This window comes from Paenibacillus sp. LS1, from assembly GCF_026013365.1.
GTDB lineage: Bacteria > Bacillota > Bacilli > Paenibacillales > Paenibacillaceae > Paenibacillus.
Genome location: NZ_JAPDOE010000009.1, coordinates 127,812 through 140,894, shown reverse-complemented (window position 1 = coordinate 140,894; position 13,083 = coordinate 127,812). Strand labels below are relative to the sequence as shown.

The 13,083-nt window shown below is 44.9% G+C and carries 9 protein-coding genes; 3 read left to right on the top strand and 6 right to left on the bottom strand.

From position 1 onward, the window contains the following. Positions 1 to 25: 25 nt before the first annotated feature. The 3 genes from OM416_RS24450 to OM416_RS24440 form a co-directional block, all read right to left on the bottom strand. Positions 26 to 916: a carbohydrate ABC transporter permease gene (locus OM416_RS24450; RefSeq protein WP_062834211.1), complete on the bottom strand. Its 891-nt coding sequence runs from the start codon at positions 914 to 916 to the stop codon at positions 26 to 28. Between the two features lie 15 nt (positions 917 to 931). Beyond that, positions 932 to 1,837 (bottom strand): ABC transporter permease, encoded by a 906-nt coding sequence (locus OM416_RS24445; protein ID WP_047842804.1) that lies wholly within the window; start codon positions 1,835 to 1,837, stop codon positions 932 to 934. Positions 1,838 to 1,985: 148 nt separating this feature from the next. Continuing rightward, positions 1,986 to 5,726, bottom strand: coding sequence for an alpha-L-arabinofuranosidase C-terminal domain-containing protein (locus OM416_RS24440; protein ID WP_264933903.1), 3,741 nt, complete (start codon positions 5,724 to 5,726; stop codon positions 1,986 to 1,988). Between the two features lie 392 nt (positions 5,727 to 6,118). Here OM416_RS24440 and OM416_RS24435 point away from each other — a divergent pair, with 392 nt between their 5' ends. Continuing rightward, positions 6,119 to 8,536: a family 43 glycosylhydrolase gene (locus tag OM416_RS24435; protein WP_264933901.1), complete on the top strand. Its 2,418-nt coding sequence runs from the start codon at positions 6,119 to 6,121 to the stop codon at positions 8,534 to 8,536. 155 nt (positions 8,537 to 8,691) lie between these two features. On the opposite strand, the gene OM416_RS24430 is transcribed toward OM416_RS24435, so the two are convergent. After that, a complete protein-coding gene (locus OM416_RS24430; RefSeq protein ID WP_264933899.1) occupies positions 8,692 to 9,246 on the bottom strand; it encodes a helix-turn-helix domain-containing protein in 555 nt (184 codons plus the stop codon). A gap of 129 nt (positions 9,247 to 9,375) precedes the next feature. On the opposite strand from OM416_RS24430, the gene OM416_RS24425 reads away from it, so the two are divergent. Continuing rightward, positions 9,376 to 9,957, top strand: coding sequence for a LysE family transporter (locus OM416_RS24425; RefSeq protein WP_264933897.1), 582 nt, complete (start codon positions 9,376 to 9,378; stop codon positions 9,955 to 9,957). Positions 9,958 to 10,010: 53 nt separating this feature from the next. Here OM416_RS24425 and OM416_RS24420 read toward each other — a convergent pair whose 3' ends face one another. Continuing rightward, a complete protein-coding gene (locus OM416_RS24420; protein ID WP_264933895.1) occupies positions 10,011 to 10,988 on the bottom strand; it encodes an MBL fold metallo-hydrolase in 978 nt (325 codons plus the stop codon). 182 nt (positions 10,989 to 11,170) lie between these two features. Between OM416_RS24420 and OM416_RS24415 the strand changes: the two genes are divergently transcribed. Then, positions 11,171 to 12,148, top strand: a complete 978-nt coding sequence (locus tag OM416_RS24415; protein WP_264933893.1) for an alpha/beta hydrolase — start codon at positions 11,171 to 11,173, stop codon at positions 12,146 to 12,148. Between the two features lie 53 nt (positions 12,149 to 12,201). Here the strand turns inward: OM416_RS24415 and OM416_RS24410 are convergent, their stop codons facing one another. Beyond that, positions 12,202 to 12,849, bottom strand: a complete 648-nt coding sequence (locus OM416_RS24410) for a hypothetical protein (RefSeq protein ID WP_264933892.1) — start codon at positions 12,847 to 12,849, stop codon at positions 12,202 to 12,204. Positions 12,850 to 13,083 lie beyond the last annotated feature (234 nt).

The window sequence follows — 13,083 nt, the reverse complement described above, 5'->3', positions numbered from 1 at the left end:
TCCATCGGTGTTCCTCCTATCGATCTTATCCCTTTACACTTCCGACAACAAGCCCATGCACGAAATACCTCTGCAGGAATGGGTACACGAGCAGAATCGGAATAACGGACAAAAAGATCTGGGAAGCTTGAGTCGTTCTATCCGATACCTGACTTAAGAGCGTCGCATCCTCCAGCGTCATCATCTCGCTCTGGATCATCGTCACCTGCTGTAACATGGACTGAAGATACGTAGCGAGCGGATAGCCTTCCGGACTCTTCATGTAGATCATGCCATCGAACCAGGCGTTCCAGTGTCCTACCATGGCAAACAGCGTAATGGTAGCGATACTTGGTAGAGAGATCGGAAGATAAATGCTCCATAGTGTGCGAAAATGTCCTGCCCCATCCATCCAGGAAGCTTCTTCAAGCTCCTTCGGCAAACCTCTGAAGAAGTTGAGCATGAGGAGCACATTAAAGATCGGAACGGCACCTGGCAGAATCAATGCCCAGATCGAATCCAACAAGCCTGCTTCCTTAACCACCAGATAACCAGGAATTAGTCCTCCACTGAATAACATCGTGAATACAAAAATCCACGCATAGAACGTTCTTGAGCGGAATTTGGCAGCCTCTTTTGAGAGCGGATAAGCTACCAGAATCGTGAAGATCAAATTGGTCGTAACCCCCAGAACGACACGAAGAAGGCTCGTGCCGAATGAGTTCAGAAACTGCTGATTTTCCAGAATGTATTGATATGAGGACAACGTGAAATCCACAGGCCAGAATGTGACACTGCCCGCTTTGACCGCATCACTCGAACTAAATGAAATCGCTAATATATTCACAATCGGGAACAGGCATAACAAGGCAAGAATCGTCAGGATGACGTAGTTAAACCCTAGGAACCACCGATAAGCTCTTGAAGCGTGGTGCATGATTCTGCCTCCTTTCTAGAATATCCGATAATTCGCGAACCGATAGGCCAAGAAATAACCAAGTCCGATAAAAATGAAGGAAACGACAGATTTGATCAGACCCAACGCTGTCGATACAGAATACTGTGCATCCTGTAATCCGATCCGGTAGATCATCGTATCCAGGATATCTCCTGATTCATATACCAATGGATTATAGAGGTTGAACACTTGGTCAAAGCCACCGTTGAGTACATTTCCCAGACTAAGCGTTACCATCAAAATCACGATCGGGCGAATGCCTGGCAGTGTAATATGCCATGTCTGTTTCCATCTTCCCGCGCCATCCATAACAGAGGCCTCATACAGAGACTTATCAATATTAGTGAGCGCAGCCAGATAGATAATCGTTCCAAATCCGAATTCTTTCCATTGGTCTGTGATGACAAGTATGTAAGGGAACCACTCGTTACTGGCCAGGAATTGAATCGGGTCAATCCCCACGGCTTTCAACAACATATTAACGATCCCGGTGCTTGGAGATAACACATCTACGATGATTCCCGCCAGAATAACCCATGAGAAAAAGTGAGGCATATAAATCACGGTCTGGATCGTTCGTTTAAATCCTGTCTTGCGAACCTCATTGAGCAATAAGGCTACAAGTACCGGAATCACCAAGCCGGAAACAATTTTCATCGTCGATATAAATACCGTATTCCATACAACCTGCGAGAATCCCGGTAGATCGAACAGGTACCTGAAATTGTCCAAACCCACCCAATTCATATTTTTGAATCCGGCAATGGGAGAGAAATTCTGAAAGGCAATAGAGAGTCCCGCCATCGGAATGTAACCGAATACAATAATAATGAGCAGTCCAGGCAGAATCATGAGATGAAGCGGAACATTTCGGATAAATTGTTTGTAGTTGGAACGCATAAGCTGACTCCTCCTTCAACATTTATTATAGGAGCAGCCAGATCACCGCAATAGTGTGGGCTATTTACTTTGGGTATCTTTTGTTGACTCTCTCCCCTGGAACGCCAAAAAACCGCGATATCCGCGGTCTCTTGTTCACGATGTTGATTTAATTCAGGATTTCCATCACCAATACATTCACTGAATGAGCAGCTAAATTAACCACCACCGATGTATCGGACAGTGTGATCTCCTGTTCTTGGGGAACCACTTTCTCATCATTCTTCTGATTCACATTCGGAACATGCACTAAGTGATCTTCTCCAGTAAGCGTGATTAGTCTGGCTGAAGCATCAACCTTTAGGTCCTGAAGGCAAATCCGGGTTGATTTATCTACACTATCTGCATTCACCAGTTTCACATACACATATCGTGCGTCTTTCGTAACAGAGTGGAATACTTCCCGGTTGTAAGCTTCCAGCTTGTAATCCAGAACGTTACTGGTATTGCGACCGTCTGTATAAGAGCAGATCAGGTTCTTACCTGTGTCACCACCATAGTTAACCGTGATCGTATAATCGGTCCCATTCACGAGTGGTTCATAGTTGGCCGCTCTCAGGTTACCTGCTGCCGAACTGGATGAATAATCCCCCAATGTGTAACCCTCGATCCCTTGTTTGTACACCTTCACTCCCGAGGCATTTCCACCGTAACTGATCGCGTACTCGATGACATCCTTGTTCTCGGGCGAGATATCCGTCAATCCCACGCCGATGTAAAAACCATCCTCACCTGAAATTCTTTCAGCTTCAACTTGAACTTTATAGTTGGTCCATTTGTCATTCAGCAGATACAATCCATTCAATCCACTTGATTGTGCCTTCAAAATGATCCCTTTCCCTGCGATTAACGTGTATCCTTCCGATCCAGGAATCTGTCTCCATGCCTCACTAGGCGCTGTACGTTCCCTGAAATCTTCATCAAACATCATACTGCCATCCACATTGGACGTGACCATGACTCGTTTCACTATGATGTCTGCATGACCTGTTGCAATTTCAATACCACCACGCGGAATGAGATTCAGTGGTTTGCCTTTGCTATAGGTGGAAAACGAAGTTTCAAGCACCTGATCCCCTACATATTTTGCAAAGAGCTGCTGTACATAATAATTCGGTGTGTACCACACCGTTTCATCATCAAACCAGATGCAGTCTGGCGTCCAGCGGTAGGTACCGTCCGTTAGTACTTTGTTGAACAATGGCGCATAGGCAGCCAAACGAACAACGTCCGCATTATTTTCAAAGCCAGTCATGATTGCAGCTTCTGCAACCGCACCCGCCAGCGTATTTTTGTCCGTGGAAGCATATTCTCCCACAAATACTTTGGATGTTTCTTTCCAATCGATACTTCCATCTTCATGATAAGCCCGGTCATAGTAATTGTACCGATCCGCGTTGTTCAGCAAATATTCATTGGATCGATAGTAGTGCTCATCCGCAATGGTATCCATGTAATTGTCCTGATTCTCATACCAGGTTACCGTCTCCTCAATCACCTCTGTGCCATCTGCAAAAGCAACCTGAGCTGATCCGGTCAGATTCCCGCTGAGAAATTTCCATCCTTCCTGGTACGCATCATCATCCGCCTGAGCACCAACCGTCGAGATAATGTGTAGTTCATGATCAGGATAGTTCTGCTTCATGTAGTCATCTATTGAACGTTTGAATACTTCGAAGTTGGCAAAAAATTCAGTGCCCCAGTTCTCATTGCCTACGCCGAGATAACGAAGATCGAACGGTTCAGGATGTCCCATCTGGCTTCGTACCGCCGCCCATTCATTGTGTTCAAAGTCTGTACTGAGCGCAAAGTCGATCAAGTCTGTAAAGTTCCGGATATAATACTCCCGCAAAGCGCCACCCGCAGGGTGAGCATAATCCGAGCGTGCCTGACATAACACACCGCAAGCCATGACTGGAACCGGAGCAGCATTCAGATCTTCTGCCAGTTGGAAGTACTCCATATAGCCAAGCCCCATCGTCATCATGTAACCCCAGACATTATAATTCTCTTTGCGGAGCTCAACCGGACCCACAGAATCCTTCCAGTCATATACGTTATCCCAGATGAAAGATCCCTCCGAGATACATCCTCCCGGAAAACGCAGGAACTTCGGATGTAGATCTGCGAGTGCTTGGATTAGATCTTTTCTCAATCGATAGTTCGGATTACCTGTATAGTTGGCATGTGCTGTAGCCGATATTCCTTCTTCTGCCGGATCAGCTCCCCATACATTCCGAGGGACTAAGGACACCATATCGATGGAGATTTCACCTTCAAACGTAAGTGCCAGTTGACCAAGTACGGTCTCGGTTCCAGTCAGAAGCAAAGCGTATTTCTTCCATGTGTTCCCGCCTTCAACATGTAGTGTTACCGAATCACTGATGGAAGTGTCATTTCCATTCTGTAATTGAACGGTGATCATTCCTGCCGATTCTGCTTTTGCCCATACAGTAAAGTCATACGATTCACCCTGCTTGATGGACATGGCACAATGCTGGTTGGAGTCTGAGAATCCGCGATTTCGAATCGTTGCCCCATCCTGAACCGTTACATAATAAGCATTGACTTCAGGGTCTTCCACGTTAAAGTGAACGTTCAGTCCATCCGTATGCCGTACGAGCATTTTCTCCGTATCGCCTGACCAAGCAAACAAAGGCTCACGGTTTCGCCCTGTCGAACAACCACATTCTCCAGAGTCATGCGAGTACGTATCGAATGCAAAGGATTCAAATGATCGATTCTGAACAAGCTCTGCATAGATTCCGCCATCTGCCGCGTTGTTAATATCCTCGTAGAAAAGCCCATACATGACTTCACTGATGTCTGCCACCTTCTGATCCCCATGGATGGTGACCGTATAAGGTGGGAGATGCGCCGGCACAACAGACACGTCAAAGCTTTGGCTCAGCTTACGATCTCCTCTGTGCAGAAGCGCACGGAGGGTAACCTCTTGTGCCGATGTGATTGCCTGAACCTCTCCGTTCTCGGACAAGACTGCCGGCTCACTGGAACTCCACTGAACCTTCACTTTACCACCCAGCAAATCTGCTGGCAGTGACACATCTTTGGTGATAATTCGGTTTGGGAAGGACAAGTACTTGTCCGCCGCAAGCTTCACAATCGCTTCATCTGTCAGTGACTCACACATCACTTCAATGACTTCATCCATGGTGAGCGCTGCCCCATAGATCCGAAAGTCGGATAACGAACCTGCAAAATCCACATCCGCTGCATACTGGGAACGTCCGATATAATTCTGGCTATAATTCTCAGGATCGGTGAACGAATCAAACCATTCGCGCAATTTGGCATAATTGCCACTGGATGTCTGACTGATTGAACCGTCTGCGGCCTTCTCCCCATTCACATACACAATCGGACCCGCACTGCTCAACGTTCCCCCTTGGCTGCCTGCCACAGAGAGTGCAATATGCAACCATTCTCCACTTGCAACTCCTCGACTTGGGTGGACAACCAGATTATCGCCGGCATATAACGTACCCAGGAGCTGACGCGTCAGAAACAAATACGGCCCCTTCTCCCCTTTACCAAAGTCAAAAATGCGCTCCCACACATTGGACCCTTTGCCGAGAAATACCCAAGTTGCAATAGTAATTCCCGTGTTATCGCTTACATCACGAAGCAGATCCGACGGTAATTGTAGATAAGAAGTTCCATTCGCTCCCCCGTTGAAAGTTACCGCCGATCTTCCTTTTAACTCGGATATGACAGGGGGGAACTCGCCTTTTGCCAAACTATCATTTCCGTTCCCGGAGCTGTCTTTCCCAATCTGAACAGCATCTTCGAACGTGTATTGTGCGATTAAATGGTTTTGATATGTGGTCATGTTCTTACCTCCTATGTAGTTTGGAATTGTCGTTACAGAATACTCGCCTTTAATTCGTATAAATATAAAATGATTGATAAATAGTTAAACACCTAATCTAAACGTAATAATATCCCATCACATAACCTAATTTCAATCCTAAATTTGAGAATAATACCTGTTTTGTTTGAATGTAATGAGCCTTATCAGCTCTTACCGGCTCTCTTCATTTTTTCATTTTAGTCTTATAAACATTACATTTATGGTTTACAAACATATAAACCAATTGATAATATAACAAATGAAAGCGCTTGATATAATGAAATACTCAAAGGAGGTCTGCCGAACCTTTTATCGTGTGTTGCCAAGTATCGGTTGATTTTTCATTCCGGGGAATAGGAAAGGGGAAACGTATGAAACGTTATTGGGTACGCGTACTTAACATTTCTGTACTAAGCACCACATTACTTACTGCAACAGCTTTGGCGCCGGTCTCGGTGTTCGCAAATGGTTCAGGGGCAACCTTTGGTAACTCGCAGACTTCCACCACACCTTTCGCAAATCCTGCTCCATCATTCAAAAATGTTTCCGTTCATGACCCTTCTGTCATTAAGGTGGATGATACGTTTTATATTTTTGGTTCACACCTGCAAGTCGCTAATTCTAAAGACTTTCTGAACTGGGATTTGGTCGCATCCGGTGTTACGGATAACAACCCCGTTGTCCCCAATGTAACCAAGGAATTCGCTGAAGCGCTGGAATGGGCGCAGACGGATACGTTATGGGCAGCAGATGTCATTCAATTGGCGGACGGTAAATTTTATATGTACTACAATGCTTGTAAAGGCGACTCTCCCCGATCAGCGCTCGGCATTGCTGTCGCAGACAATATCGAAGGGCCTTATAAGGATCAAGGCATTCTGTTGAAATCCGGCATGTGGGATCAGATCAGTGAGGATGGTACCATTTACGATGCAACGATTCATCCCAATGTGGTCGATCCAGATGTCTTTTATGATAAGAACGGCAAGTTATGGATGGTGTATGGCTCGTATTCCGGAGGGATTTTCATTCTGGAGATGGATGAGACGACAGGCAAACCGCTGCCGAATCAAGGTTATGGCAAGAAGCTGACGGGAGGCAACCATAGTCGTATTGAAGCCCCATACATGCTCTACAGTCCAGAAACCGATTATTATTATCTGTACCTGTCTTACGGCGGGCTAGGTGCTGATGGAGGATATAACATTCGTGTAGCCCGCTCCCAAACACCGGATGGACCTTTCCTCGATGCGGAAGGAAACGATATGATCAACGTTAAAGCGGACAAGGATAAACCGTTGTTTGATGATCGTTCTATCGAGCCTTTTGGAGTCAAATTGATGGGGAACTTCCTGTTCGAGAGACAGATCGGTGATCCAGGCACAGGCCTAGGTAGTGGCTATGTTTCGCCAGGACATAACTCTGCTTATGTTGATCCGGAGACTGGCAAACAATTTCTCATCTTCCATACTCGCTTTCCAGGGCGTGGCGAAGAACATGAAGTTCGCGTACATGAGATGCATATGAATGCAGATGGATGGCCCGTTGTTTCTCCCTATCGCTATGCGGCTTTGGGAGAGGATACAACGCAACTGACAACTCAGGATATTGCTGGTCAGTACCAATGGGTGAATCATGGTAAGGACATCACGGCGGACATCAAGCCATCCCGGACCGTTCAGTTCACGGCAGATGGGCAGATTCATGGTGCCGTGACAGGAACATGGAGTCTTGGCGCAGACAACAAGGTTCAGATCACATCGAATAACGTTGTCTACAAAGGCGTTTTCACGCATGAATGGAACTCGGAATCTCAAAGTACGGTTCTGACCTTTAGCGCCCTCTCCTCCTCCGGGGTAGCCATCTGGGGAAGTCAAGGTGTTGAACGGAGCGATCAAGACATTGTAGATGCGGTGAAAAAGGATCTGAGCATTAGCAATACGGATCATGTGTTCTTCAACCTATCTCTGCCTACTAAGGGAACAAGTGATGCAGAGATTACGTGGAAAAGCTCCAACACTTCGGCTCTATCCGCTACAGGTGTAGTGCAGCGACCACGCGCTGGTAAGGGTGATTCCAAAGTAAAATTAACCGCAACGATTCGTAAAGGAACTGCGCTAAGCTCCAAAACGTTTAACGTTATCATTCCACAGCAAGCGATAAGCCCGTTGCTCGGGGAGTATACTTTTGAACACAAGAAACTTGCCAAAGTCGCACAGGATTCCAGTAAAAATGAATATCACGGACAAGCTTTTAACGTGGTCAGTTCTGCTGCTGGTGGCAAAAATCAGGCTGCCACATTTAACGGGACAGACAGTTTCATCCAATTACCTGGCCTGATCACAGATACAACGGATTTCACGTTTAGCGCTTGGGTCAATTGGGACGGCGGCGGGTCCTGGCAGCGTATTTTTGACTTTGGAAATGGTTTGACTAGGCATATGTTCCTTACTCCCTCCCAGCATAATGGAGCGCTACAATTCACCATTCATAACGAGGGTCGGGATCAGAGTCTGATTGCTGCAAATCCACTGCCTTCCAAAGCGTGGGTTCATGTGGCTGTAACCCTTCAGGGTGATGTAGGTACTCTGTATGTGAATGGTACATCGGTTGCAAGCAGCTCTGAAATCACCTTTAACCCGAAAGATCTGCAGGTAACGGAAGCTTATGTAGGCAAGAGTCGTTATGCGGCTGATCCGTTCTACAAAGGCAGTCTGGATAACGTAAGAGTGTATGACAAAGCATTAACAGCCAAGGAAATTCAGCGTCAGGCCAAAGAAAAACCTTAACTAAGAGTCATATCATATGCGCTAGACTCCATTAGTGCACACATCAATAAAGCAGCCAATGTAGTGAACTGTACCCCATTTGTTAAAGACGACTAACAAGGGAGTTGCAGTTCATTACATCAGGCTGCTTTGTTGGCATTTCATTGAATTACATATCACTTCGGATAATGAATGACCATGTTTAATTTGTTCATCTTAGCACCTGAGTTAACATAGGCGTGAGGCTTGTCCGCTCCAAAACGGATCGACTCCCCTGAACTCACCTTATAATCTTCCGCCCCTACTCGAATCGTAACTTCACCTTCAAAGACCGTAATAAATTCTTCCGTACCTTTGATATGCGGTTCAGCATTCAACTCAGACTTAGGGTCCATCTCCATCATATATATTTCAAAACGACGACCCTCTTCAAAAGGAAAATGCGGATATATGCGAACCCTTCCCTCATCCTCCATCAATACTTGAATATCTTCGCCCGTTACAACGGTAGTATCAGACTTCGGCTCGTGGATCAAAGCAGTAAAGGAAATCTTCAAACCGTTGGCAATCTTCCATACGGTTGCAATCGATGGGTTGGATTCGCCACGTTCAATCTGACCAAGCATGGTTTTGCTAATGCCGGACATTTCAGCAACTTTGTCCAGACTAAGCTTTCTTACTTCCCGAAGCTCTTTCAAGTTCTGGGCAAGAATACTATTAATGTTTTTCAAAATCCATCCTCCTCATTTTAAAATTCAATTGTGCTTTATAACGCACATACTGTACAATGATAAAGAACGTACGTTATAGCGTACATTTCAGACCATTATATCACACAACCAAGAAAACGTGGAGGACACATGAACATCATACCTTTAGTGACATACGCAATCATCGCTTCATTTACACCTGGACCGAACAACATTATTTCCATGACGCATGCAAGAAATCAGGGTTTTCGCAAGACCCTTCCGTTTATCAGTGGAGTTGCAGCCGGCTGCCTGCTTATTATGTTTTTGTCCAGTTATTTCAACCTTATTCTTCATCAATACATCCCGAGGATTACACCCGTCTTGAACCTGTTAGGTTGTGTGTACATGCTCTATCTGGCGCTCAAAATCATGCGAAGTAAACCTGCAGATTCGCAAGAAAACAAGGTTAATCATTATTCATTTCTATTTGGGTTCACCCTACAATTCATCAATCCCAAAGTCATTCTGTATGGGCTTACTGCCATATCCGTGTTTGTTCTGCCTCTTGGGCAGTCCCATGTTCAACTAATCGCATTCTCCTTGCTGCTCACCTTTATCGGTATTAGTGCCAATATGACCTGGGCGCTCGGTGGTCTGTTATTCCAGAGCTTTCTATTAAAATATGAGCGCCCTGTTAATATCGTGATGGGTATGTTGTTAATCTACAGTGCACTGTCAATCCTGATGTAAAATGTAATAGAAAAAGCGTCCACTCATTCGATGAGCTGAACGCTTTTATTTTTTTATCCTAATTCCGGTCTCCACCATGGATGTGTAGGATAATCCTCCGTATGAAGCACAACCTTCTCACCGATTTTGGGTGTTGCAATGTTAACTTTCAAGGCATGAGCAGCCTTCGTGATTCGTTCAACGGGTTCATTCCAGGCATGGTAGGCGAGCGTAAATGCGGCCCAATGAATCGGAATGAGCAACTTACCACCAACATCCAAGTGTGCTTGCACTGTTTCTTCCGGCATCATGTGAATGTTGGACCAACGCTCGTCATATTGCCCGCACTCCATCAACGTCAGGTCAAATGGACCATATTTACTACCAATTTCTTTGAAATGAGGACCGTATCCGCTATCGCCACTAAAGAACACCTTCGTATGTTGTCCAGCAATAACCCACGAACACCATAAGGTAGAATTACGGTCGAACAAGCCCCTGCCCGAAAAATGTCGCGCTGGTGTGCAAGCGAATGTTAGACCTTTGAACGATAACTCATCCCACCAGTTATGCTCGGTAATCTGTTCCGAAGGCACACCCAGTTGAATCAGTCGCCGACGTACGCCAAGCGGCACGATAAATCGTTTTGTTTTATTCTTCAATCTGCGGATGGAGTCATAGTCCAGATGGTCATAATGGTCATGCGATATAATGATTGCATCCAGAGCCGGGAAATCCTCTGGTTGAATCGGTAGATTGGTACTGTAACGTTTGGTACCCACCCAGGATACAGGTGATGGACGATTGCCAAGCATAGGATCAAAGAGTAATCTGTGCCCTTCAATTTCGAGTAAAAAAGCCGAATGTCCGAACCATGTAACCTGTGGATTATCGGATGCACTGAAGGTTTCAGCAGGTTCACATATCTCCATAGGCATCGTGCCAGATGGCCTCCGCTCTACATTGCCACGCATGGAATCTCTCAATATACTGATCAGGGACTTGAAGTTCATGCCGGCTGATGTCGGGAGCTGATTTTCGTATTTTGTCATTGTGCATACCTTCTGTTCTATATAATCAATCTAGGTTCAACTTATATCGTAGCTATATAGTAATTCATTGGCCGTTGATATTCAATTTTCGGTTAATTAAGATAGAATTAAGACTCTGTTTTCTCTCGTATAAGATTGGGCATATATGATAGAGAAAATACATGGAGAGTATGTGAGAGAACATGAAGAAATGGCGCAAAAGATTAATTAAGTTTTTGATATTTGACCTCTCGTTAGTTATTTTACTTCTGGGTACTGGCGTGATCTACCAACAAGTGGGTATAAGACAGGATGCAAAAATGCTCGTGCCTCCCGGAAAGCTGTACAAAGTCCACGGAGACAATATGCATCTATATACTGGTGGAGAAGGTGATGTAACGGTAGTGCTCGCATCTGGCTGGGGTACAGCTAATCCCTATGTGGATTATTATCCATTATATGAAAAACTTGCTCCCAATACAAAATTCGCTGTATACGATCGATTTGGCTATGGATATAGTGATCGAACAGATAAGAAACGTGATGTCGATACCGTGGCAGAGGAATTACACGAGTTGTTAGAGGTGTCTGGACAGAAGCCACCTTATGTATTAGTTGGACATTCACTCGGCTCGCTGGAAACCATCCGTTTCGCACAGAAGTACCCGGATCTCGTGAAAGGCATCGTCATGATTGATGGCGGAAGTCCCGAATATTATTCGAATGACGATGACTCTTTGGCAGATACAATTGGTGGTTTTGCGAATAAATTCCGTATCCAAACCGGACTATTCCGCCTCTCCATGCAATCTGACATGGTTGTCGAGACTTCCAATGCCAATCGCAATGAACTGAAACTTGTACCCGACAATCTGAAAAAGTTGGATACAACTGCCCTATTATATAACTATGGCAATGCGAACACATTGGATGAATTACGAGAAATAGCTGCCAATGCCAAAGTGGTCGTAGATCACAAGCAAACCTTACCGTTTCCGCTCACCATACTGACGGCTGATTACCTCGGTGCCAGTGAACCAGAATGGGATAAAACTCAAGCTGAATTCAAATCCTGGTCTAATGAATCGAAACAAATAACCATTAAAGATACCGATCATTACATCCATCAATATCGCCCGGATCTCGTTGCGGATGAGATATTGGCCCTGGTGAAGAAGTAACTTGAAAGAAACCCCAAAGATTCTCGAACTCTTTGGGGTTTTAAGTATGAGATTTATTGTGCTATCGCCAGTCTTGGCCGTTGGGATCTGAAATCGGCGAAGGCTTTTTCGATCTCCGACGACGTCAACTGGTGACGATAGAAGTAATGTTCCATCGCCTCCATCTCGGTTTGATCCCCATTGTAGATGTTATCAACTCTTCGAATGACCTGGTTATACAAACTCTCACGTTTGGATTTCACAGGTTCACACAACCAAAAGTCTGTTCTTTTCACATCACCTGTCTCCGTCCATAGCAAATTCTCATATCGGATGACATCCCAGTCCCAATATCCTGCATGAATCTGCTGAAGTTCCGTCGTAAACATATCGTATATCAAGTTGGGAGGAATCTGTCCATATGCCTCACGGTACTGTTTTAGATTGAATGCTTCAATCCATTCTGTCAGGGTATACTCTCCTGGTGAATACGCATACAATTTAGGTGCATAAGGATGACTTTGCAGTGACCTAAGCGCCTCACTTTCCATTTCCCCATCCAATTTTGCACGTGAAGCGTATACTTTGAGACAATAATCCTGCAATCTATATACAACCGAGCTATTGCTAATAAGCGAAGCCTGTAGAGTTAGATGGTTATTTTTTTCGTAATGCAACAGCATCTTTTCGATGTTATTGCCTATGGAATTGATGATTATCATAACGATGTCTCCTTGAGTAAAAATAAAATATAAACCGTTTTCGAAATGGTTAAAAATTGCACTAATACATTCTATATTAACCTTTTATATTAATATGAACATATACAATCTTGCCGGAACATGAAGTATTTGCTCTGAAAATCATTCCTGCGAACCACTATAGTCCGGCTATATATTTACTCTAATCGCTGAAACCCGTTTCACGTCAAGACAAAAAAGACAGAATACGTACGC

Bases quoted from the DNA above. Each gene is read 5' to 3' on its own strand.
- OM416_RS24450 (WP_062834211.1), bottom strand. From the start codon at position 916: ATGCACCACGCTTCAAGAGCTTATCGGTGGTTCCTAGGGTTTAACTAC.
- OM416_RS24445 (WP_047842804.1), bottom strand. From the start codon at position 1,837: ATGCGTTCCAACTACAAACAATTTATCCGAAATGTTCCGCTTCATCTC.
- OM416_RS24440 (WP_264933903.1), bottom strand. From the start codon at position 5,726: ATGACCACATATCAAAACCATTTAATCGCACAATACACGTTCGAAGAT.
- OM416_RS24435 (WP_264933901.1), top strand. From the start codon at position 6,119: ATGAAACGTTATTGGGTACGCGTACTTAACATTTCTGTACTAAGCACC.
- OM416_RS24425 (WP_264933897.1), top strand. From the start codon at position 9,376: ATGAACATCATACCTTTAGTGACATACGCAATCATCGCTTCATTTACA.
- OM416_RS24420 (WP_264933895.1), bottom strand. From the start codon at position 10,988: ATGACAAAATACGAAAATCAGCTCCCGACATCAGCCGGCATGAACTTC.
- OM416_RS24415 (WP_264933893.1), top strand. From the start codon at position 11,171: ATGAAGAAATGGCGCAAAAGATTAATTAAGTTTTTGATATTTGACCTC.
- OM416_RS24410 (WP_264933892.1), bottom strand. From the start codon at position 12,849: ATGATAATCATCAATTCCATAGGCAATAACATCGAAAAGATGCTGTTG.